The organism is Hymenobacter actinosclerus (genome assembly GCF_900111515.1).
GTDB lineage: Bacteria > Bacteroidota > Bacteroidia > Cytophagales > Hymenobacteraceae > Hymenobacter > Hymenobacter actinosclerus.
The window spans coordinates 93,544-117,992 of record NZ_FOHS01000006.1 but is presented as its reverse complement, the minus strand read 5'-3'; the positions used below and the strand labels follow the sequence as shown (position 1 = coordinate 117,992).

General features: G+C 62.9%; 23 protein-coding genes. 11 read left to right on the top strand and 12 right to left on the bottom strand.

The features are described 5' to 3' along the window. Positions 1-114: 114 nt before the first annotated feature. From BMY67_RS17510 to BMY67_RS17490, 5 genes are all read right to left on the bottom strand, one after another. Positions 115-3,096, bottom strand: a complete 2,982-nt coding sequence (locus BMY67_RS17510; RefSeq protein ID WP_092774081.1) for a DEAD/DEAH box helicase — start codon at positions 3,094-3,096, stop codon at positions 115-117. A gap of 160 nt (positions 3,097-3,256) precedes the next feature. Continuing rightward, positions 3,257-4,483, bottom strand: a complete 1,227-nt coding sequence (locus BMY67_RS17505; RefSeq protein ID WP_092774080.1) for an FtsX-like permease family protein — start codon at positions 4,481-4,483, stop codon at positions 3,257-3,259. 57 nt (positions 4,484-4,540) lie between these two features. Then, positions 4,541-4,813: a hypothetical protein gene (locus BMY67_RS17500; protein ID WP_092774079.1), complete on the bottom strand. Its 273-nt coding sequence runs from the start codon at positions 4,811-4,813 to the stop codon at positions 4,541-4,543. 55 nt (positions 4,814-4,868) lie between these two features. Beyond that, on the bottom strand, positions 4,869-5,678 hold the full coding sequence (locus tag BMY67_RS17495; RefSeq protein ID WP_092774078.1) for a class I SAM-dependent methyltransferase: 810 nt from the start codon (positions 5,676-5,678) through the stop codon (positions 4,869-4,871). A 147-nt stretch (positions 5,679-5,825) separates the two neighbouring features. Continuing rightward, positions 5,826-6,290 carry a ribosome-binding factor A gene (locus tag BMY67_RS17490; RefSeq protein ID WP_092774077.1) on the bottom strand — a complete coding sequence of 155 codons (465 nt, stop codon included), beginning with the start codon at positions 6,288-6,290 and terminating at the stop codon, positions 5,826-5,828. Positions 6,291-6,515: 225 nt separating this feature from the next. Here BMY67_RS17490 and BMY67_RS17485 point away from each other — a divergent pair, with 225 nt between their 5' ends. Continuing rightward, entirely contained in the window at positions 6,516-7,931 is a 1,416-nt protein-coding gene (locus BMY67_RS17485) for a hypothetical protein (protein ID WP_092774076.1), read from the top strand. Between the two features lie 70 nt (positions 7,932-8,001). On the opposite strand, the gene def is transcribed toward BMY67_RS17485, so the two are convergent. Together def and ruvX are read right to left on the bottom strand one after the other, a co-directional pair. Further along, entirely contained in the window at positions 8,002-8,607 is a 606-nt protein-coding gene (gene def / locus BMY67_RS17480) for a peptide deformylase (RefSeq protein WP_092774075.1), read from the bottom strand. Beyond that, on the bottom strand, positions 8,604-9,014 hold the full coding sequence (ruvX, locus tag BMY67_RS17475) for a Holliday junction resolvase RuvX (RefSeq protein WP_092774074.1): 411 nt from the start codon (positions 9,012-9,014) through the stop codon (positions 8,604-8,606). Before ruvX ends, def begins: the two co-directional genes overlap by 4 nt. A 405-nt stretch (positions 9,015-9,419) precedes the next feature. Between ruvX and BMY67_RS17470 the strand changes: the two genes are divergently transcribed. Continuing rightward, the gene (locus tag BMY67_RS17470) at positions 9,420-11,102 is read left to right on the top strand and encodes a S41 family peptidase (RefSeq protein WP_092774073.1); all 1,683 of its coding nucleotides are present in this window, start codon (positions 9,420-9,422) and stop codon (positions 11,100-11,102) included. Between the two features lie 97 nt (positions 11,103-11,199). On the opposite strand, the gene BMY67_RS17465 is transcribed toward BMY67_RS17470, so the two are convergent. Further along, positions 11,200-12,174: a transglutaminase-like domain-containing protein gene (locus tag BMY67_RS17465; RefSeq protein WP_092774072.1), complete on the bottom strand. Its 975-nt coding sequence runs from the start codon at positions 12,172-12,174 to the stop codon at positions 11,200-11,202. Between the two features lie 299 nt (positions 12,175-12,473). Here BMY67_RS17465 and BMY67_RS17460 point away from each other — a divergent pair, with 299 nt between their 5' ends. After that, positions 12,474-13,679 (top strand): homogentisate 1,2-dioxygenase, encoded by a 1,206-nt coding sequence (locus BMY67_RS17460; protein WP_092774070.1) that lies wholly within the window; start codon positions 12,474-12,476, stop codon positions 13,677-13,679. A gap of 176 nt (positions 13,680-13,855) precedes the next feature. Here BMY67_RS17460 and BMY67_RS17455 read toward each other — a convergent pair whose 3' ends face one another. After that, on the bottom strand, positions 13,856-15,046 hold the full coding sequence (locus BMY67_RS17455) for an SMP-30/gluconolactonase/LRE family protein (protein ID WP_092774068.1): 1,191 nt from the start codon (positions 15,044-15,046) through the stop codon (positions 13,856-13,858). A 463-nt stretch (positions 15,047-15,509) separates the two neighbouring features. Between BMY67_RS17455 and BMY67_RS17450 the strand changes: the two genes are divergently transcribed. Then, positions 15,510-16,031 (top strand): RlpA-like double-psi beta-barrel domain-containing protein, encoded by a 522-nt coding sequence (locus tag BMY67_RS17450; protein WP_143069907.1) that lies wholly within the window; start codon positions 15,510-15,512, stop codon positions 16,029-16,031. A 95-nt stretch (positions 16,032-16,126) separates the two neighbouring features. Here BMY67_RS17450 and BMY67_RS17445 read toward each other — a convergent pair whose 3' ends face one another. Further along, complete coding sequence (locus BMY67_RS17445) at positions 16,127-17,146, bottom strand: hypothetical protein (protein ID WP_092774064.1); 1,020 nt, start codon at positions 17,144-17,146, stop codon at positions 16,127-16,129. Between the two features lie 176 nt (positions 17,147-17,322). Next, positions 17,323-17,718, bottom strand: a complete 396-nt coding sequence (locus BMY67_RS17440) for a hypothetical protein (protein ID WP_092774062.1) — start codon at positions 17,716-17,718, stop codon at positions 17,323-17,325. Between the two features lie 183 nt (positions 17,719-17,901). Here BMY67_RS17440 and BMY67_RS17435 point away from each other — a divergent pair, with 183 nt between their 5' ends. Continuing rightward, a complete protein-coding gene (locus tag BMY67_RS17435; protein ID WP_177189906.1) occupies positions 17,902-18,264 on the top strand; it encodes a hypothetical protein in 363 nt (120 codons plus the stop codon). 149 nt (positions 18,265-18,413) lie between these two features. Here the strand turns inward: BMY67_RS17435 and BMY67_RS17430 are convergent, their stop codons facing one another. Continuing rightward, positions 18,414-19,757: a hypothetical protein gene (locus BMY67_RS17430; protein ID WP_092774060.1), complete on the bottom strand. Its 1,344-nt coding sequence runs from the start codon at positions 19,755-19,757 to the stop codon at positions 18,414-18,416. A 362-nt stretch (positions 19,758-20,119) separates the two neighbouring features. Here BMY67_RS17430 and BMY67_RS17425 point away from each other — a divergent pair, with 362 nt between their 5' ends. From BMY67_RS17425 to BMY67_RS17400, 6 genes are all read left to right on the top strand, one after another. Continuing rightward, positions 20,120-20,872 carry a hypothetical protein gene (locus tag BMY67_RS17425; protein ID WP_092774058.1) on the top strand — a complete coding sequence of 251 codons (753 nt, stop codon included), beginning with the start codon at positions 20,120-20,122 and terminating at the stop codon, positions 20,870-20,872. Positions 20,873-20,923: 51 nt separating this feature from the next. Further along, the gene (locus BMY67_RS17420) at positions 20,924-21,622 is read left to right on the top strand and encodes a hypothetical protein (protein ID WP_092774056.1); all 699 of its coding nucleotides are present in this window, start codon (positions 20,924-20,926) and stop codon (positions 21,620-21,622) included. 78 nt (positions 21,623-21,700) lie between these two features. Continuing rightward, complete coding sequence (locus BMY67_RS17415) at positions 21,701-22,390, top strand: hypothetical protein (RefSeq protein ID WP_092774054.1); 690 nt, start codon at positions 21,701-21,703, stop codon at positions 22,388-22,390. Between the two features lie 80 nt (positions 22,391-22,470). Then, positions 22,471-22,689 carry a CsbD family protein gene (locus BMY67_RS17410; RefSeq protein WP_092774052.1) on the top strand — a complete coding sequence of 73 codons (219 nt, stop codon included), beginning with the start codon at positions 22,471-22,473 and terminating at the stop codon, positions 22,687-22,689. Between the two features lie 146 nt (positions 22,690-22,835). Next, a complete protein-coding gene (locus BMY67_RS17405; RefSeq protein ID WP_092774050.1) occupies positions 22,836-23,408 on the top strand; it encodes a hypothetical protein in 573 nt (190 codons plus the stop codon). A 125-nt stretch (positions 23,409-23,533) separates the two neighbouring features. Next, positions 23,534-24,361: a DUF1206 domain-containing protein gene (locus BMY67_RS17400; RefSeq protein ID WP_092774048.1), complete on the top strand. Its 828-nt coding sequence runs from the start codon at positions 23,534-23,536 to the stop codon at positions 24,359-24,361. Positions 24,362-24,449 lie beyond the last annotated feature (88 nt).

Here is a 24,449-nt window from a genome sequence, read left to right as displayed (position 1 = left end):
AAAATCAGATTATCAAGGTAAACAAGACTCTACTCAACCCATTGCGCCGATAGCTCACTGGCGTAGCCTGGGCTGGCAATACCCTATAGAGCTACTTGAAATGCCGGCTGGTACCTAGGCTAACAGCTCCTCAATATCTTCCTTTGTCAGGTTTTTGATGACGGCTTCGTCGGTGGAAATCAGGTCCGTCACGAGTTGGATTTTCTTGCGCTGCAGGGCCAGGATTTTCTCCTCCACGGTGCCGCGGCTGATGAACTTGTAGGTGAATACCGTGCGCTCCTGGCCGATGCGGTGGGCGCGGTCGACGGCCTGGGCCTCTACGGCCGGGTTCCACCAGGGGTCGAGCAGGAACACGTAGTCGGCGGCCGTGAGGTTGAGGCCCACGCCGCCCGCTTTCAGGCTGATGAGGAACACGCGCAGCTCGGGCGTATCCTGGAAGCGCTGCACCTCGGCGTGCCGGTCGCGGGTGTTGCCGTCGAGGTAGGCGTAGGCCACCTGCCGCTCGTCGAGGGCGGTGCGCACCAGGGCCAGGTGCTTAACGAACTGGCTAAACACAAGCACCTTGTGCCCCTCGGCCACCACGCTTTTTATCATGCGCACCACCTCGCGCAGCTTGCCCGACTCGTGGCTGTAATTCGGGTCGGCCAGGCGGGGGTGGTTGGCAATCAGGCGCAGCTTGGTCAGGCCCTGCAGCAGCACGAACTGGGTGTTGGCCGAGCCGGTTTCCTCCAGGTTCTGCAGAATCAGGTTGCGGTAGTGGCTCTTGGTTTCCTCGTAGAACTGCGCCTGCTCGTCGGTCATGGCGCAGTAGTTCAGGTTTTCAATCTTGTCGGGCAGCTCGGTGGCCACCTGGGCCTTGTGGCGGCGCAGAATGAAGGGCTTGATGAGCGCGTGCAGCCGGCGACGCTTGTCCTCGTCCTGGTGCTTTTCGATAGGCTTGAGGAATTCCTTGCGGAAAAAAGCCTGCGTGCCCAGCAAGCCCGGGTTAATGAACGACATCTGCGACCACAAATCCATGGTGCTGTTTTCCACCGGCGTGCCGGTCAGAATCAGGCGGTGGCGGGCCGGCAGCTGGCGCACGGCCTGCGAGGTGGTCGAGCCGGGGTTTTTAATGGCCTGCGACTCGTCGAGAATCACGTAGTCGAACTGGTAGGTTTTGAGCAGCTCGATGTCGAGGCGCACAATGCCGTAGCTGGTCAGTACCACGTCGTAGTCGGCGAACTGGGCCACATCTTTCTCGCGGTAGGTGCCGGTATAGATGAGCAGGCGCAGGCCGGGCGCGAACTTGAACGCCTCGGTCATCCAGTTGTACACCAGCGAAGTGGGCATTACCAGCAGCGAGGCCGCGCCGTTGGCCGCCGCCGTTTCCTTGCGCTGCAGCAGCAGGGCCAGCGCCTGAATCGTCTTCCCCAGCCCCATATCGTCGGCCAGGCAGCCGCCAAACTGGTAGTTCTGCACGAAGTGCAGCCAGTCGTAGCCGGCCTTCTGGTAGGGGCGCAACTCGCCCCGGAAGGTGGCCGGCATGGGCTCCTCGGCCACCATTTCGAACTCGCGCAGCTGCTCCAGCTTGCGCGACATCAGCACGGTGGCCAGGTTGCCGCTCTGCAGATCGGCCACCAGCGACACATGGTGCTTGCGCAAGCTCAGGCCCTCGTTGTGGTCCTCGGCGAAGGCAAACAGCTCCAGATACTGCGCAAACCACTCTTCCGGAATAATGGCAATCTGGCCGTTGGGCAGCCGGAACTCGGGCCGCTTGTTGAGAATGTAAGGCCGCAGCTTGATGAACGGAATCTCAAACTCGCCGAAGCGCACCACCCCGTGCACGTCGAACCAGTCGTTGGTTTCGGTGATGCCCACTTCCACCGACACCGGGCCGATGAAGTAGTCCTTGCCAGAGGAGCGGCCCTGCTTCACCGTGAAGCCGCGCTGGATCAGCTCGTCGGTGTGGTCGTGGAGCCAGCGGAAGGCGGTGGCCTTGTCGAGCATGGCGCGGCCGCCCTGCACCTCCAGGGCCCGGTTCTGCAGCTCGCGCACCACTTCCTGCTCCTGGTCGAGGTCGCGGATGAGGCGGTAGAACACGTAGTTGTCGGCCTGCTTTTCCAGCTTCACGCACACGCGCTTGTCGTGGTCGGAGGGCACCGTGTGGGGGCCGTAGCGGAAGCTCAGGTCGAAGTGGATGTGGTTGGCGGACGGGGCGGACGGGGCAACCGCGGCCGCAGCGGTTGCGCCGGCAGCCCGGCGGCCCGGCCGGGGCGCCGCCACGCCCGCCGCCGCCGGCGCGGCAGGAGCTGCGGGCGCATCGGAAAACGTGAGCTGGGGCCGGGCCACGTAGCGTTCGGAGCGGATATCGAAGCCGCGGGCATGCACGTCGAACGACTCGACCAGCGGGGCCACGAACTTGCGGAAGTAGCTGTCTTCGACCTGCCGCGGAATAACGATGAACTTCTTGTTGAGGAAGGGCTTGAGCTTCTTGCCGTCTACCTCGTTGCGGAAGTTGTGCAGCACGTCGCCCACCAGCAGCCAGCCCGGCTGCTCGCACACGACTACCGCATTTTTGTACTGAAAGTCGAGCTTCTGGCCCTGGTACTGGATGGTGGGAAAGTAGTGGGTATTTTCCTCGTTGCGCCGGAAATGGAACAGTACCGAGGCCGGCTCCGGGGCCAGGGAAATCTCGCGCCAGGTCGGCTCGCCGTCGCGGCCCATAATAAACACGCACTTGCCCGCCAGCCGGGCCAGAATCTGCCCCAGGCGCTCCTGCACGTAGGCGCAGATGGCCTCCTGCAGCGCCTTGTCGCCCTTTTCGGGGTCGTACACCTTCAGGAAGAAATCGGCCGGGGTGGTCTTCTTTTTGGGGCCGAACTTCTTGATAACGGCGTCCTGGCCAATCTGGTCGGTGAGGGCGACCAGCTCGAAATCGGTGGCGTTGAGGCCGGCGGCAAACTCAGCCGCGTTCTTGCCCGATACGGTCTGGTGCAGCAGCGTCAGCTGCCCGCGCTCGTTGCGCTGCACCACGTACGACTCGAACAGATAGCCCAGATATTCATGCTCCAGCAGCGAATAAACAATCTGAAACGGCTCAGTAGTTGAGACCTTCATGGTCAAACTTAGTTGGGGCAATGAAACGTAAACAGCCCGCTAAATAGGTTAATTTTAGCCAATAACGAAGGTCGACAGGAAAATAAAACCGGGCCGTGTTCGTTGCGGCGCTCCGCCGGGCGGGGCGGGGCAACGAACACGGCCCGGTTTGAAGGGCCGGCTACAGGTTGTCGCGCACGTCGAGGCGGGAGGCGTTCAGGGCCGGGCGGATGGATACGGCAATGGTAATGAAGATGATAGCAATGCCGGTGAGCACGATATCGGACAGCTGCATTTTCACCGGATAGGCATCGACCACGCTCGTAGCCATGCCCATGCTCACGATATGGAAGGTCTGCTGAATCCAGCAGATGCTTACCCCAATTACCAGCCCGGCAATGGCGCCCACCTGGGCCACAATGGCCCCCTCGAACAGGAAGATGTTGCGGATCGTGCGCTGGTCGGCGCCCATGGCCATGAGCACGGCCATGTCCTTCTTCTTGTCAATGACCAGCATCGAGAGCGAGAAGAAGATGTTGATGCTGGCAATGAGCAGAATGAAGGCGAAGGTGATGAACACGAACATCTTCTCGACCTTGATGGCCTTGAGCAGCGACACGTGCTGCTCGTCGGAGTTGAGCACCTTAAACGTGGGGCCCAGCCGCTCGCGCAGCGTTTTCTGCACCTGCTCGATTTCCTGGCCGGCCTTTACCTTCACCTCCAGGCCCGTGCGGCGGGTGCCGTAGCCGAGCAGGTCGCGGGCAAACTCCAGGGGCACAAAAATGTAGCTGTCGTCGATGCGCTGCTCGATCAGGAAAACGCCCCCGGCCAGAATGTTTTTCTGGGTGAAATAGGCATCGGGATCCATGGAAACCTTGAACTTACCGGCCTTGGGGTAGAGCAGGCGCATGGGGGCAAAGCGGTTGTCGAGGGCGATGCTGAGCTCGTGCTGGACTCCGGCCCCGAGCAGGGCGTAGTCGCGGCCCTCGCGCTGCAGCGTGGAGCTGCCATCGACAATGGCCGAATCGATGTTGCTCTGGTAGTGGTAGTTATCCGATACGCCCTTCATTTTCACCACCATCTGCCGGTCGCGGTACTGCAGCAGGGCGTTGTCCTCAATCACCTCGGTTACCAGCCGCACGCCGGGCGTGCGCTGCACCCGCACCAGCAGCGGGGCCGTCAGCTCGAACGACTTGCCCTGCACGGCCGTCACCACCAGGTCGGGGTCGGACTTGCCGTAGAGGCTGCGCACCAGGTCTTCGAGGCCGTTGAAAACGGAGAGCACAATAATAAGCGCCGTAGTGCCCACCGCCACCCCCACCATCGAGATGTTGGAGATGATGCTGATAATGTTGCGCTTCTTCTTGGAGAGAAAATAACGCCGGGCAATGAGCAAGGGTACGTTCACGTGCGGGGCGGGCCGGGGCAGGGCGGAGTGAAAGGGTAAAAGGGCAGCGGAAGGAGGTTAGCTGGCGCGGCGCATGAAATCTTGGCGGCGGCGCAGGCGCTCCTCGTGGTCCTGGAGCACGGTAGTGCGCACGTCGCGCAAATCGGAGCGAATGGCCGCCAGATGGCCGAGCACGGCGCTGGCGCAATAGTTGAAGCCCGCCTCGCCCCGGTCAAGCCGGTCGAGGATGCGTTCCTGGGTTTGCTGCATTCCGATAAGCACCTCGCTGTGCTGCTGCAACTGAATGAGCATCTCCGAAATCACCTCCGAGTAGTTGTACTTGTCGGCCATAACAACGCAATTGAATGGGTTCCGCAGCCAAGATACGCCGTTGGGCCGGAAAGGTCTATTTCCAGGCCTTTACAATCAGACCGGTGCCCGACTCGTGCGTGGTGCTGGCATCGAGCCAGTTCAGCAGCAGGCAGAAGGGGAAGGTGACGAGGTAGTAGAAGGGCAGCAGCAGGAAAAACCACTTCGAGGCGCCCAGCAGCTGGATGGGGTACTTCATGCTCAGGCGCCACGAAATCTGGCCCGGCTCGCCGTAGCTGTAGCGGGCCTCAATCCGCTCGAAACCGGCCGTGCGCAGCTTCTGCTGGATTTCGTGGATGTTGTAGCCGTCGCGCACGTGTTCCTCAATAAAGCTGGTTTCGCCGTCGGAGTGCACATCGGAGCCGCCCTGGTCGCTGGGGGTGGAGATGAGCAGCATGCCGCCGTCCTTGAGCGAGGCGTGGATGTTTTTGAACACCTCCACGTCTTCCAGAATGTGCTCCATCACGTCCACCGACAGGGCCAGGTCGAAGGTGTTGGGCTGCTGGTAGAGCACCAGGTCCTGCACGGCGAACTGGGCATTCACGCGGCCAATCTGGCGGAAGAAGCGGTTGGAATCGGCCACCTGCTCCTCCTTTACATCAACGGCCAGAATTTCCCATTTCGGGCTCTGGCCGGCCAGCCAGTAGGTGTACTGCCCGTAGCCCGAGCCGGCGTCCAGAATAGTAAGGGCTTCCTGGGTGCGGCCCTTGCCCCAGGCGCGCAGCTCGCGGTGCACGTGCCAGGTGCGCAGCAGCAGCAAATCGAGCAGATGATAAAAGAGCCGCCGCAGCCAGGGAGTGCGGTTGAACACGTCGCCGAGCGACTTTTTAATCGGGTCGTAATGCAAGTGGTGAACTAGTGAGATGGTGAAATGGTGAGTTGACGTTGGGCGGGCCAACTAGCGAAAGCAGGGGCCAACAACTGCCTGAACAGCTCGTTGGCCGATGGAAACTGGTTGAACGGCAACTCACCATTTCACCATTTCACCACCTCACTACTCCTCCGAGCCGCCGAACAGGCGCGGGCGCGGGCCGCCGGGGCGGGTAGCTGCGTCGGTGTCTTCGGCGGGGGTAGGGGCGGTGGGGGCGGCCGGAATTTCCAGGTCGCCGAACACGCGGTCCATCTGGGCGGCATAGGCGGCCGAGTCGTCGAGGAAGAAGACCAGCTCGGGCACAATGCGCAGCTGGCGGCGGATGCGCTTGGCCAGGGCCTGCCGGATGGGCTTGCCGTTGTCCTTCACCAGCACCATCTGCGCTTCGCCCTGGCTGGCCTTGTCGGCGGCGCTGCCAATGCTGAGCACGCTCAGGTACACGCGGGCCACGCCCAGGTCGGGCGACACGCGCACCAGGTTGATGCCCGGCGGCAGGCCCGGAAACAGGTGCGGCAGGTCGCGCTGAAATACGGCCGCCAGCTCCTGCTGGAGCAGGCTGGCTACTTTTTGTTGTCGTTTGCTTTCCATAAGAGGGCACAAAGATAAGAATTAGGGCCGGGGGACTAAGGTACCGGAGGCTGAGCAACGGAAAGAACAGCGGGCCGGCAAAGATACGGCCGTCCGGAGCGCAGCGAAGGGCCTACAGAGCGGGTGGTATTTGCTGTTAGCTGCTGGCCAGGTCCTTCGCTGCGCTCCGGATGAGAGTATCTTTGCCCCTCAACCCCGTTCCCCAGGCCTTCATCTTCCGAACCCTTGCTTCAGTTTTTCAAAAGCTCCCTGCTCACCCGCCTGTTTGCGCTGCTGCTGCTCATGCTGGCGCTGCGGCTGCCGCTGCTCTGGTGGGGCCTGCCGCTGATGCCCGTCGAGCTGCGCGGGATGCTGGTGGGCGAGCGGCTGGGCGAAGGCGTGCGCCTCTACCGCGACCTGTACGACAGCACCGCCCCGCTGGCTGCGGCCCTGGCCGGGCTGCTGGAGCTGGTGAGCAGCCGGCCGCTGTGGCTGTACCGGCTGCTGGCGCTGGCGCTGCTCGCGTTTCAGGCCCTGCGCTTTAGCTTCGTGCTCAACCGCGCCGACGTGCTGCCCGAGCGCGGCTACCTGGCGGCGCTGGTGTACCTGCTGGTGGGCGCCGTCAGCACCGACCTCGACATCCTCTCGCCGCTGCTGCTGGGCCACACTTTCCTGATTGCCGGTTTCAGCGCCCTGCTGCCCACCTCGCGCGAGGGCTACGACAACCGCCGCCTGTTCCGGGCCGGTTTTCTGGTGGGCGTGGCGGCGCTGTGCTACCTGCCGCTGGCGCTGTTTCTGCTGCTGGGCCTGTTTGCCGTGGTCATCTTCGCGGCCAACTCGTTCCGGAGTTTTCTGCTGCTGGTCTGCGGCTTTCTGTTTCCGTACGCGGTGGTGGGCACGTTCTTTCTCTACACCAACTCGCTGCCCGGCTTCCTGAAGTTTCATCTGCAGCCCACGCTCAGCGGCCTGGTAGCCGGCACCGATGGGCTGCCGCTGCCCGTGCAGCTGCGGCTGCTGGCTTTGCCGGGGCTGGTGCTGGGGCTGGGGCTGGTGCGCAGCCTCACCAAGCCGCCGGGCCTCGTGTTTCAGGTGAAATTTCAGCAGCTGATGCTGGTGTGGGTGCTGGTGGCCGCCGCCGTGGCAGTGGCCGGGCGCGGCGTGGCCCCTGGTACGCTGGTGCTGCTGCTGCCGCCCGCGGCCTACTTCAGCCTGTATCTGTGGCAGAAAACCGCGCGGGCCTGGGTGCCCGAAGTGGGGCTGCTGCTGCTGGTGGGGGCCGTACTGCTGGTGCGCTACCGGGGCGTGTTCTTCCTTGACACGGCTTTGCAGCTGCCGCTCGAATCGCGCTACGCCGTGCAGCCCGACCCGCGCACCAACTTCCTGCAGGGCCAGCGCCTGCTCGTGCTCGGCCCCAGCCTGCGCCCCTACGCTCACAACCGCCTCGCCTCGCCCTACCTCGACTGGCGCCTGGCCCAGGCCGATTTCGGCCACCTCGACGAGTACGCCGCCGTGTTCCGGCTGGCCCGCAGCCTCGGCCCCAACCCGCCCCAGTACCTCATCGACCAGCGCAACCTGCTGCCCGAACTGCGCTACAAGCTCCCGCACGTATTCGGCCGCTACCAGCCCACCAGCACCAAAGGCGTGTATCGATTGGGGAAGTGAGTTGTTTGTTATCGGTTGTTCGTTGTCAGCACGAACCTCATCCTGACAACGAACAACTGATAACAAACAACTACCGCCGGCTGCCGGCGGGGGCGGCGAAGCGCATGCGGTAGTCGGCGTCCACGTCGCCTTTGCTGATGCGGGCAAGCTTGCCCTTGAGCAGTTGCTTGCGCAGGCCCGAGGTATAATCGGTGAACAACACGCCCTCCAGGTGGTCGTACTCGTGCTGAATAACGCGGGCCGTGAGGCCGGAGAAGGTTTCCTCGCGTACCTGGCGCTGCTCGTCCTCATAGCGCAGCCGGATAACCGGGCAGCGCGTCACCCGCTCGCGGATGCCGGGGATGCTCAGGCAGCCTTCCTCGAACGCCCACGGCTCGCCGGTTTCGCTCAGCATCTGGGGGTTGATGAAGGCGCGCTTGACGGGAGCCGCCGTGGGCTCGTCCACAATCGAGTTGCCGTCCTCGTCCTCATCGAGCATGGGCGTCGAGTCGATGACGAACAGGCGGATACTTTTGCCCACCTGCGGAGCGGCCAGCCCCACGCCGTGGGCGTGGTACATGGTTTCGTACATGTTGGCAATCAGCAGGTCGAGCTCGGCCGCCGGAAAGTCGGCGGGCAGGGGTTTGGCGAGGGTTTTCAGTACCGGGTCGCCGAAGGCAACAATGGGGAAAATCATCGGGATTCGAGGTAAGATTGAAGGATAATAGTGGCCGCCACCCTATCGACGGTGGCCTTGTCGCGGCGGTCCTTTTTGCCCAGGCCGCCGGCCAGCATAGCGGCGTGGGCCATGCGCGAGGTAAACCGCTCATCAATTTCGTGCACCGGCACCAGCGGAAACTCCTTGCGCAGCCGCCGCACCAGACCCACTACGGCGCTGGTAGCATCGGTGGGCTCGTTGCCGAGCGTGCGGGGCATACCGACTACCAGGGCTTCCAGCGGCTCACGCTCGTGGTAGGCTTTCAGGTAGGCCAGCAGCTCCTGGCTGTGGATGGTGGTCAGGGGCGTGGCAATCAGCTGGAGCGGGTCGGTAACGGCCAGTCCCACGCGTTTGTGCCCGTAATCAATGGCCAGAACGCGCCCCATTGCATCGAAAAAAAAGAGTGTAGCGCGGGGTCCGCCAACCGGCGGGCCCCGCCCCGCAAAGGTACGACAGGCAGCCCGAACCACCCGGCCCGTTGTGGCAGGCGGCCGCAGTCGGCAAACCATTGCCGGGCGAGGAAAGCGGCCGGTTGGGCGAAAAGGTGTATCGTTTTATAATCATATAAAAACCTTTGTATCGGCTAGTCGTTGGCATAGCGTTCGGGTAGGATAAAAGGCGTAAAAACGCTCATTTATTGGCTTCATATTATAAAAAATTGGATACTTATCGGAAAATGAATATACCGCTATGTAACGCAACGTTTTCTTTGAAAAGTTTCAATAAGTTTGGAGAGTTGTTCCCCGTCTATTAGCCGATTATTGATTGAACACCTACTCGCTTAGCGCTTTATGAGCTTTCAGCCCCAGCAGCCGCCCCGGCCCCATTCGGAGCCCGGAACCCGCAACTGGCGGTGGCAGGTGCGCCAGCCCTGGCTGCTGGGCCTGGTGCTGGCCTGTGGTGTGCTGATCGGGGCCAACCCGTTCCGGCCCTCCAGCCAGAACCCCGACCTGACGGCCCGCGGCTACCTTAAGTTCAAGGAAATCCTCAGCTACATCGACCGCGACTACGTGGATTCGGTGAACACCGAGGAGCTGTCGGATTACGCCATTACCCGCATGCTGGAGCGCCTCGACCCGCATTCGGTGTTCATTCCGGCCAAGCAGCAGCAGCAGGCCTCCTCCTTTCTGCAGAGCGACTACGACGGTATCGGGGTAGAGTTCAACACGTTCCGCGATACGGTGACCGTGGTGGCGCCCCTGAGCGAGGGCCCCGCCGAACAGGCTGGCCTGCAGCCCGGCGACCGAATTCTGGCCGTGGACGGGCAGGCTGTATCGGGCGTGCACTTCACGATGCAGGACTTGTTCAGCAAGCTGCGCGGCCCCCGCGGCAGCCGGGTGCAGCTGCAGCTGCTGCGCCGGGGCCTGCCCCGCCCGATTACGGTGGCCGTGACGCGCAACCGCATTCCCAACTCGTCGGTCGATGTGGCCTATATGGTGGACAACCAGACGGGCTACCTGAAAATCAGCCGGTTCGCCAGCGGCACCTACGACGAATTCAAGGCGGCCCTGGGCGATTTGCGCCGCCAGGGCCTTACGCGCCTCGTGCTGGATTTGCGCGGCAACCCCGGCGGCTACCTCGACCGGGCCACCAAAATTGCCGACGAGTTTATCGGGGGCACCAAGAAAATCGTGTACACCGAGGGCAAGGGCGACCAGTACGACACCCAGACCTACTCGCGGGTGGCCGGCGAGTTCGAGGACGGCACGCTGGTCGTGCTCGTGGACGAAGGCAGCGCCTCGGCCGCCGAAGTGCTGGCCGGCGCCCTCCAGGACCACGACCGGGCCCTGCTGGTGGGCCGCCGCACCTTTGGCAAGGGTCTGGTGCAGCAGCCCATTGCCCTCAATGATGGCTCGGAGCTGCGCCTCACCATTGCCCGCTACTACACGCCCTCGGGCCGCAGCATTCAGAAATCGTACGGCCGTGGCCTGGCCGACTACGAGCAGGAGCTGCAGAAGCGCAGCCGCAACGGCGAGTATTTCCACGCCGACAGCATCCACTTCGCCGATTCGCTGCGCTACCGCACGGGCCGGGGCCGGGTAGTGTACGGCGGCGGCGGCATCATGCCCGACCTGTTCGTGGCCCGCGACACGTCGGCGCAGTCGGGCTACTACCTGAAGCTGCAAAGCCTGAACCTAGTGCGCGAATTCGCCCTGAGCTATTACCAGGACCACAAAACCGAGCTGGAGGCCCTGCGCTTCGAGCAGTTCGGCGAGCAGTTCCGCATCAGCGACACGCAGCTGCAGCTGCTGGCCACCCGCGCCATCCAGAGCGGCCTGCCAACCAATGCCGCCGGCCTGCGCCGCTGCGCGCCGCTGCTACGCACCCAGCTCAAGGCCCACATTGCCCGCAGCGCCTACGGCAAGGCCGCCTACTTCCGCGTCCTCAACCACGACGATGCCGAGATGCAGCAGGCCCTGAATGCCATCCGGGAGCCCGGCAACACCGCCCTGCTGGGCCTGGCCGGGCAGTAACGCGAACTTTGTAGTTCGTGGCCGGGCGCCGTTTCGTTCTATTGCATTGCAACGACTACATTGCAACGACGCGGGGCCGCGAACTACAAAGTTCGCGTTACTGCTCGTCCTGGAACCGGAAGCTGTGGGTTACCCCGGTTAGCGGCTGGCCGTCGGCTTCGGCGTAGGGGTAGATGAAGTAGTTGAGGGCGGCCGCCTGCTGGCGCGGGGCCAGGGTCAGGTCGCGGCCCCGGCTGAATTCGAGGCGGTTTTCGTCGTGGGCGCCGAAGAAGTAGTTGCGGCGCGCCGGATTCTTGGCGGCTTCGGAGGCATCGACGGGCACCCAGCCGGTTTCGGGCGTGAAGAACTCGGCCCAGCAGTGGTAGCCCTTGATTTCGGCCGCGCCCCGCTCGGGCGGCAGCGGGAAACCGATGCTGAAGCGGGCCGGAATGCCCACGGCGCGGCAGTAGCCGATGAACACGGCGTGGAAGTCGGTGCAGTTGCCGCGGCGGGCGTCGCAGGCGTAGTAGATGTCGCCGCGGCCCCAGCCCTGGCCGGTTTTATCGTAGCTGACGGTGCTTACCACATGCTCGTAGATGGCGCGGGCTTTTTCGAGGTCGGTTTTCGCCCCGGCTTTCGTCACGACTTCGGTGGCCCAGAGGCGGATTTTGGGGTCGAGCGGCACCAGGTTATCAGGGGCCAGCCAGCGGCTCAGGTTGGGGTCGGGCGCTTCGGCAACGGGGCGGGGGCCGGCGGCCTGGGTGAGGCTGAGGTGTTCGCGGCGGGTGGCATCGAGGCTCATTTCTACCCTGAAGCCTTGTAGCGCGGCCCCCGTAGCCCGCAGGTGCAGGATGCGGTTGCCGTACTCACCGGTCTGGATATCATAGGCCACGGGCGTCGTTATCCGCAGCCGGCGCACCTGCTGGGACGCATCGTCGTGCGGGACGGGCAGCCACAGCTCCACGGCGCGGGTGCCGGCCGGGGCGGCGGGCACGGTGGCGGTGTAGTCGAAGTGGAACGTGCGGCTGCGCGGTACCGGCCCCGAGTTGGTGGGAGCAAGCAGGGCCAGCAAAGGCAGCAGAAATGAAAGCATAGTGGGTAGTAAAGCGCCGGCAAAGGTATTTGGTTGTCAGTTGCCAGTGATGAGTTGCCGGTTGCCGGTTGCCAGTAAGAGAACGTCATTCAGAGCGCAGCGAAGAATCTCGCATGCTGACGTTCCCAAAGCCGTTCAGCGAATTCGCGCAAGATTCTTCGCTGCGCTCTGAATGACGTTCTCTTACTGGCAACCGGCAACTCATCACTGGCAACTGGCAACTGGCAACCAGCAACCGCCCACGGAGAAACTTTGTACCTTCACGAACCGGTATTTCCCACCCGAAAACCTCGTCCGTTATGCCTTTTTATCAGCGTTTAGGCCAGATTCCGCGCAAGCGCCACACCCAGTTCCGCCAGCCCGACGGCTCGCTCTACCACGAGCAGCTGGTGGGCACGCTGGGCTTCCACGGCGTCTCGTCGCTGCTCTACCACCGCCACGCGCCCACCGAAATCCAGCGCGTGGGCAAGTCGCGGCCCTTTGCCCCCAAGCTGCTCAAAGACCGGCCGCTGGCCCCGGCCCACCTGCGTACGCTGGCCCAGACCAGCACCGGCGGCGACTACCTCGAAGCCCGCCAGACCCTGCTCGGCAACGCCGACGTAACCATGAGCGTGTGCAACCCCACGGAGAAGCGCATGGAGTACTACTACAAAAACGCGCTGGCCGATGAGGTGATTTTCGTGCATGAGGGCCGCGGCGAGCTATGGAGCCAGCTGGGCAAGCTCGCCTTCGAGCCCGGCGATTACATCGTGATTCCGCGCACCATCATCCACCAGCTGCACTTTGAAGAAGGGCCGGTGCGGCTGCTCATCATCGAGTCGTTCAGCCCCGTTGAAACCTGCCGGCGCTACCGCAACCACTTCGGGCAGCTGCTGGAGCACGCGCCCTACTGCGAGCGGGACTTCCGCACGCCTTCCGAGCTGATTGAGAACGACGTGCGCGAGTCGGGCGAGTACGAGGTGCGCATTCAGAAGGACGGGCAGCTGCACTCGCTCATCTACGGTAATTCACCGTTTGATGTGGTGGGCTGGGACGGCTACTTCTACCCTTACGCCACCAGCATCCACGATTTCGAGCCCATCACCGGCCGCCTCCATCAGCCGCCGCCGGTGCACCAGCAGTTCGAGGGCAACAACTACGTCATCTGCTCCTTCGTGCCGCGGCTGTTCGACTATCACCCGCTTTCCATCCCGGCCCCCTACAACCACTCCAACGTCGATTCCGACGAGGTGCTCTACTACGTGGCCGGCAACTTCATGTCGCGCCGGGGCGTCGATCTGGCCTCCTTCACCTGGCATCCCAGCGGCATCCCCCACGGGCCGCACCCCGGCACCGTGGAGGCCAGCATCGGCAAAAAGGAAACCCACGAGCTGGCCGTCATGCTCGACACCTTCCGGCCGCTGTATCTGACCGAAGCCGCGTTAGCCTACGAGGATGAAAACTACCCGCTCAGCTGGCGCCCCGAGGCTCACAACCCACCCCGCTCGGCGGATATGATGGATTAGGCGGTCTGAACAGTTTATAAAGACCGGTCATGCTAAGCGAAGGCGGAGCCGGAGTCGAAGCATCTCGCTTGAATTAGTAACCCTGTCGTCAGGAATTACCATTGCTTGCGAGATGCTTCGACTTCGCCTCCGGCTTCGCACAGCATGACTGTTTTGTTATCCGGTTGCCCTGCCTCCTACTTCCCCACCGCCATCTTAAAAATATGATACGGCTGGTCCTGCTGGCCGACGCCCTGGCTCCAGGTGGGCGTTTTGTGGATGGCCGAGTTGGTGACGTAGAGCGTGCGGCCATCGGCCGAGAAGGCAAAGGTATCCGGCCACTCCAGGCGCGGGTCCTGCACCACGGTTTCGATGTTGCCGGCCGGCGTGCGGCGCTTGATGGAGTGGTCTTCGAAGGCCGTGAGGTAGAGGTTGTTCTGAGCGTCCAGAATCATGCCGTCGCAGGCCGGCACCTTACCCAGGTCTTCAATCTGGGCAACTAGCTGGGCCTCCGAAAGGGCGGGGTTGCGCAGGGCTTCGGTTTTGATGCGGTAGAGCGCGTAGCTGGTCAGCGGCTTCCAGTACAGGTACTGCCGGTCGTGGCTCAGGGCAATGCCGTCGGCGTTGAACTGGCCCTGCTTGCCGGTGGGGTCGACGAGCAGCTTGCCATCGGCCTTGATGTTGAGCGTAGTGTCGCCGAGCATGGATTTGTGGCGGGCCAACAGCTGCCGCGACTTGCCGGTTTTCAGGTCGATGACCACCAGGCTGCCGATGCCCGACTCGGTGATGTAGGCGTACTGGGCCTCGGGGTCGACGCGCACGTCGTTGAGGTAGGACCTGGTGGGCGCCACGCTGGCGGGCACGGCAATGTTCTGCACCACTTTATTCGTGGCCGGGTCGATTTTGACCAGCTTGGGGCCACCGGGCACCGTGCCCTTGATGCCGGGCGAGGCCGGGTCGAGCACCCACAGCATCCCGCTGGGGTCGGCGTATACGCTCTGGGGGCAAATCCAGTGTTTCTGGGGCTCGTTGCGCACGGTTTCGTCCCACTTGCACCACTCGGCGTCGGGGTAGGGCCTGAGGGTGTTGCCGGGGCCGATTTCGGCAATCGGGGCCACGGGGTTGTTGTCCCAACGCGGGAAGTCGCCGAACACCCGGCCGTCGGGCAGCACGGCCACGCCCACAATCTGCGGCTCCCGAAACTGGGCTACCACCTGCAACGGCGAATCGGCCGGGGCCGTTGGAGCGGCGTTACCCGACGAATCGGTGGCAGTGCCGGAACCGGTACCGGCGGCGGGGCCGGAAGAAGGGGCGGAGCAGGCCCCAAGGCAGCCCAAAGCCAGCAGCGCGGCAGCTCGGGCAGACACAAAAAACAGGTTATGGGCCATAGAAAGGCAAGTTAGCAGCGAGGTACACCGGCCGCTACTACAGTGGCCGCCGGCCTACAATACGGTAACCGCCGCACCGGGTTTGGTGGCCTGGGGCAACCCTAACCGGTCCGGAGCCGTATGCGCGTTCCGTTGCCCGGACCTGGCCGGCGCGGTGCCGGGTGAAGCCACGCCCGGCAAAAACCAACTGGCAGGCCAGAAAAGCGGCTTTATGGCTATGTCGGAAAAAGGACTTACCTTTGGCCCCTCCAAACAGAAACGGTGAAGTTAATACAATTAAATCACCAAATTGTATTAAAATTAACCGGTTTTCGCCTCCTATTGCCTGCTTTCGGTCTTTCGGCCGTCACCATAAAAAGGAAGTACTGATTTTTTTCAAAAAAAAGTGTTTCTGCCCTTTTGCCGAGTCGGGCCGGCCGCCTATCCTCTCCAGGCCAAGTGAGAGTTCACCGACCCAATTGCCATGTCCATTGCGTTGTTCCTGCTGACTTTCCTCTTTCCCCCCCGTACTGTTTCCTCGACGGCGCTGGCATTGCCCTCCACCGTCGCCACCCTGAGCCCCCGTCCGGTAGCCGTGTCGCTGCCGGTGCAGCCTGTCAAGAAGGCCCCCGAAACCCTGGCGTACCGCGTCACGGCAACCGCTTACTGGCCCGAAGTAGGCCAGACCGATGACAACCCGATGGAAACCGCCGACGGCTCCATCATCCCCGACAACCACTCCAGCAAAACCCGCTGGCTGGCCGTATCCCGCGACTTGCTTAGCCGATGGGGCGGACCGTTTAAGTACGGTGAAAAAGTGCGCGTGACGGGCCTCGCTAATGGCCTCGATGGCGTGTATATCATTCACGACACCATGAACCGCCGCCACCGCCATTGCGTGGATGTGCTGGTGAACGAGCAGGAATGCAAAGGCGGCCTCGAAGGTCGCTGGACCGGCATCAAGCTCCAGAAATACGCTCCCGAATCACCCTGGCAGGCCGGCTAGAGCTTAGGGCTTAGGGCTTAGGAGCTACCCTTCGCTGACATTTGAAGTTGCTGGTTCAGCTGGCTGCTTGCCGTTTTCCCCTTTCTTTTATCGGCTTACCCGGCCTCCGGATACTGAGACAGGTACCGGGGCTGGTCGTGCGCGTCGTAGAGGTAGCTCAGCGGGCGGCTGGGGTCGGCCACGATGCGCTCCAGCGGAATCTGCCAGCGCTTCCACATTTCCAGCAACGATTGGGCGTAGGCGCTGTTTTCCCAGGGGTTGAAGATGGTCCCGGTTACGTCGTCGATAAGCGAATCCATTATCACTTCCTGGTCGCCGGGCTTCAGGGCGCGGGGGAAGTAGTCGGGCACCACATTGAGCAGGTAGGCGGCGTAGTACAAGCGGGCCTTGAACTCGGCCACCTGCACCGGGTGCAGCGGCCGGCGCGCATCGGCATCGACGCGCCGCATGGCCTGCCCGATAATGCCGTTATCGACCAGACAGGCGACCAGCACCGTTTCATCGAGTTTGATGCTGAAGGTGAGCGTGCTCAGGTCGTCGTCGTACTCGAAGGGCAGCTCATCCTGAGCGGAGTCGGTTTCGAGCACGAACATCGAGGCCGGCACGAAATCGTCGTAGCTCATGGGTACGCGCAGGGCCTGCAGGGGCTGGAAAAACGCCTGGAAACGGCGCAGCATCTGGGCGTTTTCGGCCAGCGGATACTGCGGCACGGCCAGCGGGTTCTGCTGATTGAGCAGCTCGGTTATCAGGATGCCATAAAACATCTTGCCCAGCCATAGAAACAGCGTCTGCTCATCCAGCTCGCGAAAACCACGCACGCCCTGCCGGCTGATGGCCTCCACATGCGCCTCCAGCGGCCCTACGTGCCGGGTGCGGCACCGGGCGCAGCAGGCAATGCGCAGTTCCTGATACGTAACGATGCGCATATCGAGCAGCTTAATCGGCCGCTCGCGCAGCTGGTAGCGGTCCATGAGCCAGTCGGCAAAAACCGGTACCGTATCCTGAGGGGGCGTGGTAGGCGTGCCGCACAGAAAGCAGGCTTCCGGCCCGAAGCGCATGCCGTCGAAGGGGTCGTAGAGCGTTAGGTCGGCGGCGGAAAGAGCAGATTCAGACATAAACAGGCAGCAAACAGAGGCGCAAAGTTACGCCGGCCGCCGCTTGAACCTACCGCTTATCCCGAGTGCAGCGAAGGACCTATCCGGAAGCCATACTCTTGTAGAGCCAGCTTCCGGATAGGTCCTTCGTCGTTGCTCAAAGCGCAACATGCTCAGGATGACAGGCGGGGGTGCGGCTACTTCGAGAGCTGCGAACCGAGCTTCATGAGCGTTTTGCCAAGCTGGGCCAGCGGGGCGGCGTAATCGTTGGTGGTTTCTTCGGCCACTTTGCCGGTTTCTATGCCCAGCGAGGCCAGCGTTTCGGCCAGGTCGTGGGTGTCGGTGTCGGGCGAGGAGAGCTGCTCGCGCACCAGCTGCAGCTCCTGGGTTACCTTGGCCAGGCCGGTGCGCTCGGTGGCTTTCAGCACTTCAATCCAGCGGTCGATTTCGGTCAGCGCCTGCTTTCCGTCGGGCGTTTTGGCGCCCAGCAGGTTGAGCGTGTCGGTGAGCAGGGCCGAATTCTGCTCGTCGGTGATGGTGAGCGGGACGGAAGGCGTGGGCTGGTTGGCGGGCGTGGAGGCGGTGGAATCCATAAGAAAGGCGAAAAACGAACGTATCGGGAGGAGTAAACTACCTGGCTATACTTGCCCACCGGCCGAAAAGTTGGCCGGCTGGTTTCGCGGCCGCCCGACGGGTTACCTTCCGGCCCGGGGCTTATTAAGACCCGTACGGCCCGCTGCCGGGCTGCTTTTTTTCACTTCCTGACTTTTTTTACCATGAAAACCCTGTTCAAAACCCTCTTCGTTGCCGCCGCCGTTTCGTTCGCCGCTACCTCCTGCACCGAGCAGGGACAGGCCAATGCCGATGCCGCCGCTGCCAACACCGAAGCCGCCGCCGAAAACGCCGGTGATGCCGCCGCTGCCGAAGCCAACAACGCCGCCGTAGCCACCGACGACGCCCTCGAAAACACGGGTAAGGTTATCGAAGCCACCGCCGACAAAGCCGCCGAAAACACCGAAGCCGCTGCCGACAAAGCTGCCGCCGAAACCAAAGCCGCCGCCAACAAAGCCGGCAACAAAATCGACCAGGCCGCCGGCGAAGCCAAAGCCGACATCAACGCCGCTACCCGCAACAACTAATTTGGCGCGTAGCACTTAGCTGCCGGCGCGTGGAAACACCCGCCCAGCTGAGGCAAGCATAAGGACCTTACCAGGCTGAAACGCGTCGTTTTGACGGCTGTTCCGGCGTGGTAAGGTCCTTTTGGTTTGCGCAGGGTGGTGGGCCGTTGCTAGGGCCGGGGGTCCGACTCGGGGGCGTGGGCCAGTTCCAGCAGCACGCTGTAGTAGGGCTGGCCCGTCACCTGCGAGCGAAGCCAGCTATAGAAGCTCAGGGCCTGCAGGTCTTCCTGGCCCAGCGACACGAACGAGGGAATGTCGTGCAAACGGGTGGCAAAAGCCGGACAGCGGGCGGTGGCCGGGTCGTCGATAAGCTCGCCCACCAGCTGCAAATAGCTCAGTACCGACGCGTAGCCGCCCCCGCCGGGCCCGAACCGCTCCTTGAGCAGCCGCTCGATGGCCCGCAGGCGGTTGTGGGCCAGGTCGGCGTTGCCCAGCTCAAACTGAATCAGCATTTCGCCCATGCTGCGGTTGATTACCCACTCGATGCCCATTTCCTGCTCGCAGTAGTGGTCGGTGCGCCCGATGGCCTGCAGGGTCTGGTTGGCTTTCTGGAACTGGCCTTCGGCGAAGTAATGGAAGCCCAGGCCCAGGCGGCCCGTCAGCTCTTCGCGGGGGCTGAGCGGCAGGCGCAGCACCGCTTCGAGCAGGACGATGCTCTCGGAGTTGCGGCGCAGGAAGGCATAGTTGGCGGCCAGCAGGAAGGTGTAGCGCGGCCACATAGCCGTGCGCAGCAGCCGCGGCCCGGCCTCCAGCAGCGCCCGCAGCTGTTCCAGGTACTCCACCGACTCGGCAAAGCGGCGGGTACGGTACAGGGCGTGGGCAATCATCAGCAGCAGCCCGAGCTGGGCCTCGCGGTGGGCGGGCCGAAAGCCGTGGCGCTTTTCCATCAGGTGGTAGCAGCGCATCACGAAGGGCGCAAACGAGGCGTAGTCGCGGCGCACGAGCATGGCCGCGCGGGTGATGGACATGAGCCGCAGCAGCAGCGCCGGCCGGCGGGCGAAGGCTTCCTGCAGGTCGTACTCGCGCAGCACCTGCTGCAGAATCTCATCAAACGATTCGGCGGCCCGGCCCTTCACGCGGGCCTGGCGCAGGCGCTGGCGGATGAGGCTGTCGGCAATGTTGGCGCGCTCCTCCTCGTCGGCGTCCTTTTTGTTGAGGTTGCGCTGGCGGATGATGTCGTCGAGCGGATCGGCGTGGGGGCTGTGGGCGCGGGCAATCTGGAGGTTGTACACGGCATTGAGCTGCTCGTACTGCTCGTTGGTGCGGGCCAGCTTTTCGGCCTTGCGCAGCGTGCCCCAGGCCAGCCGGTCGATGCCGGCCTCGAACAGGTACTGGGCCAGCGTGAGCAACCCGCGCACCGAAGCGGCCGCCGTGGGGTCTTGCTGGTGCTGGCGCAGCAGCAGAAAATCGAGCAGGTGACGCAGCAGGCGCTTGCGCAGGGCGTAGTAGGCCACGGCGTTGGGCTCGGCGGGGTAGAGGCGCTCCAGCAGCTCGGCGTGGCGAATTCGCGGGGCTGGGCCAGCAGCTCGTAGAGGCGCACATCCATGCGGCCCTTCTGCTTGCGGCGCTGCCGCTGAATAAACTGCCGGAACTCCTTGTGGTCGTCGGGCGAGAAGGTGGCCAGCGTGGTGCGCAGGTCGTCCATGAGCGGGCGGGGCTTTTAAAAGTCTGAATGCAATTATGTAACCTTCTGATTGCCAGCTGCATTTCTGATAAATCAAAACCAGCAGCGGGTCTAAATATAGAACATCCTGGTTGCAACTTAGCCTGAATGAAGTGGCATCTTTCCTGAAGTTTCCTCCTAAGCCCCACCGCTATGCTTTCTCGCTTACTCAGCTTATTGTTTCTGCTGCTGGTTTCGGCCGGCGCCCTGCAGGCCCAGGACGTGCTTACCCGGCAATCGGGCGAAGAACTCAACGTGAAAGTGGTGGAAATTACGCCCACCGAGATAAGCTACCGCCGCACCGACAACCCCGAGGGGCCGCTGATTACAGTGCGTAAAATCGACGTGTTCATGATTCGCTACGCCAACGGCACCAAAGAGGTGTTCGGCACCCCCGGCGGAGCGCGGCAGCTGCCCGCCCTGGCCGGGGCAGCGCCCTACCCCGGCCCGGCCGTGCCCGGCGACGACCCGCTGCCCGAACCCGTGGTCAACCTCAACGGCCCGCGTATCGGCTTCACCGTGCTGACGGGGGGCGTGGTGGGTAAGGCCAAGGATGAGTTCGGACTCAATCCCTTTCTCACGCAGTTTGGCTGGCAGTTTGAAACGCGCATTTTCCGGCTGGCCTCGGGCACCGCGGGCCTGGTGGAGTTGGTGCCGCTGGTTGGGGGGCTGGAGCAGGGCAAGTTCATTCCCAGCCTGAACGCGCTGGTCGGCATCCGCGGCCCCAAGGGCTTCGAGTTCGGCCTGGGCCCGAACCTAACGCCGGCCAGCGCCGGCATTGTGCTGGCCGTGGGCACTTCGTTCAAGGTCGAAGACGTGAATTTTCCGGTGAACCTGGCCGTGGTGCCCGGCAACGGCGGCGTGCGCTTCAGTTTGCTGGTGGGCTTCAACCACCGCCGCCGCTAGGGGCGCGCCACCAGCACGGGGCTCTGTTTTTTCTTCCTTACGGCCAACTCTATGCGCACGCTACTCTCTCTACTGCTAACTTCTGTAGCTCTGCTGACCAGCGAAGTAAGCCAGGCCCAGCACCCCCCCGCCCCCGATTCGGCGGCCGTACCCGCGGTTTCAAGGGCGGCCACGGATGTGATTGTGCGTACCAACGGCGAAGAGCTACCGGGCCGGGTGGTACGCATTACGCCGCAACTCGTGCGCTACCTGCCAGTGGGCCCCGACTCGCTGGGCCAGGCCGCCGCTGCTGCCCCCGATACGCTGCAGCTGGCCGCCGCCGAGGTGTTTATGGTTCGCTACGCCAATGGTACACAGGAGGTACTGCGGTCGGCTCCGGCTTCAGGCCCGAACTCTGGTAACAGCCTGCTGGGCCTGAGCGCAGCCCAGCGCCAGGAGCGGGGCCGCCAGGATAGCCGCCGGTACTACAAGCCCTCCAAAGGCGTGTTCTGGGGTACACTTGCCAGCACCGTGACTACTGGCTACGGCGGACTGGTAGCAAGCACGGTAATCTCGCTTACCAACCCACCCCGCGCCAAGCTGAACGCGCCCGAACCGGCTTTGCTCCAGGACCCGGCATACTTCAAAGGCTATAACCGACAGGCTAAAAACCGCAAGCTGGGCAAGGCCGCCACTGGCTTTGGGTTAGGTGCTGCTATAGTGGTTACAGTAACCGGTTTTCTGGTAATCCGGTATTTTGGCGTACGCTAGGTGCGAGGCAACTGCCTGCCGGCCAGCCCGACAGTGCAGCCTTTATTTTCAGGTTTTCATTTTGCATTCCCAGCTCCTATGCGCGGTTTATTCTTGCTGCTACTACTTTCCGTAACGCTGCTACCCGGTAGGCACTGCCAGGCGCAACCGACGCCCACCGCGCCCAAACCAAGCACTCAGTCGGCCACCGACGTAATTCTGCGCACCAACGGCGACGAGCTACCGGGCCGGGTGGTACGCATTACGCCCCGGCTGGTGCGTTACCTGCCCTCGCCGGCACCGACCGACTCACTGGCCCCGGTAGCGGCTACCGATACCGATACGCTTGAGCTGGCCGCCGCCGAAGTGTTTATGATCCGCTATGCCAACGGCACGCGCGAAGTAATGCGACCAGCCGTGCCAGCGCCGGCTTCCGGCACCAGTCTGCAGGGCCTGAGCGCGGCCCAACGCACCGAGCTAGGCCGCCAGGACAGCAGGAAGTACTATAAACCTGACAAGGGTGTGTTCTGGGGAACGTTTGGGGCCACGTTGGTAGGCTCGGGTTACGGAGGCATCGTTGCGGGTTCCGTTATGGGGCTTTCTGCCCCACCCCGGCGTAATCTCGATGCCCCGCAACCCGACTTACTCAACGATTTAGCCTACTACGACGGCTACCGCCGACAAGCCCAGAGCAAAAAGCTAGGCAAAGCTGCAGCTGGTTTCGGCACTGGCGTGGGTGTGGGCATAGTGATACTTCTGATCTTGCTCAGCAACACTACCCACTTCTAGCAGCTGTGGCAGGAGCAGTGGCCCAACCCTACGGCGCCAAGGCGCGTAAAGGGGGTATCTTCCACCCTAATCCTACTATTATGGACGTTAATAACAACGGCATCAACGATAACACCGAACTGCGCGCCCGCGGCAATTGGAACGAAATTAAAGGCCAGGCCAAGCAGAAGTGGGGCAACCTCACCGACGACGACATGGACTACGAAGAAGGCAAGCAGGACGAGTGGTTCGGCAACCTGCAGCAGAAGACCGGCGAAACGATGGACGACATCAAGAACTGGTTCCAGCGCACTTTCTAGTCTGCCTCCTACATACGTTTATTACAACAACGGCCCACTACTCAGGTAGCGGGCCGTTGCTATGCAGGAGTGATTCCATTTTTATCGTATAATAACTTTATCAATATTAATTTTAACTTTAGCAACCCTATTTTGCTTCTTGTTTCATGCTGACGCCGCCGGAAGAACTGCGCACTCTTGGGAATCCGGCGCTGTTGGCTTTGCCCAAAACGGTTTTTCTATGCTCGCGCGCCTACCCGGCGGCCGTTGAGCGCGACACTTACCTCTGGGCCATGGAGCAGCGGCAGCAGCACCGCTGCATTGCCTCGGGGTTCCATTCGCGGCTGGAGCAGACAGTATATAATTTCCTGCGCCAGGAGCCCGGCCAGCCCATTGTGTACGCGTTGGGGCGGGGCATTCAGCACAGCTTGGCGTTCGAGCACGAAGAGGACCTGCGCCTGGGGCAGCTGCTGTTTATTACGCCTTTCGAACCCGAGGTAAGTGCCGTGAGCTTCGAGACGGCGGCTATCCGCAACCTGCTGCTGGCCGATATGGCCGACGACTTTTTCATCCCTTATGTTACCCCGGGCGGCAACCTGGCGCAGCTGCTGGCCGATACGATGGCCCGCGACAAGCCTCTGCTCACGCTCGACGTACCCGGCAACGCGGCCCTGGCCCACCCCGGCGCCCGCATCTACCAGCCGGCCGGCCTGCTGGGCAGTAGCCGCCCCACCCTTTAAGGTGCCCGCTGCGTAAGAGGCCCATTGGCCGAATTACGGCTACCGGCCAGGTGCCGGGCCTGCTTATACGTGCCGCGGCACCGGTTGCCGGGCGCGGCACTTCCTTCTTTCCCAGACTGTTTTCCATGGCCCTTTCCGATACGCTCTCAAACCCGCTACCCACCACCCCGAACGCGGGAATCCGCACACTGGCCCGGGTGGGTTTCGCCGCCAAAGGCCTGGTGTATGGGCTGATGGGGACGCTGGCGCTGCTGGCGGCCACCGGCCAGCAGCAGGGGCAAACGGCCGACAAGAAACAGGCCGTTCAGACGCTGCAGGGCCTGCCCGGCGGGCCGGTACTGCTGGGCCTGATTGCGTTGGGGCTGCTGGCCTACATTGTGTGGCGGGTGGTGCAGGCCGTGCGCGACACCGAAGACAAGGGCAACGATATGGCCGGTATTGCGCGGCGCGTGGGCTATGCCGCCAGCGGGCTGGTATACGCCAGCCTGGCCTGGTACGCCGCCCAGCTGGCCCTGAGCGGCTCGGCCGACAGCGGCAGCGACGCCAGGCAAACCCTTACGGCCCGGGTGCTGGCCTGGCCCGCCGGCGACTGGATTATCATGCTGGCGGGAGCTGCTACCGTCGGCGTTGGCCTGTACCAGCTTTATCAGGCATATTCCGGCCGGTTCCATAAGCACGTGCAGGGCTCCGACATTCCGGCCGGCCAGCAGAACACCGTGTACCGGCTGGGGCAGCTGGGCTACACGGCCCGGGGTATCGTGCTGGGCATTATCGGCTACTTCTTCATCCAGGCGGGCCGCCAGTCGCGCGCCTCGGCCGTCGGCAGCACCGACGAGGCGTTCGACCTGCTGGCCAGCATGGGGCCGCTGGTGCTGGGCATTGTGGCCCTGGGGCTGATGGCGTACGGCCTCTACATGCTGGTGCAGGCCAAATACCCGGTTCTGAAAATCTAATTAGTTGTCAGTTGCTCGTTGTCAGTTGTCAGTTGCTCGTTGTCAGCTAGTCCCGACTCAGGTGTCGGGAAGATGGCCGGATCTGGGA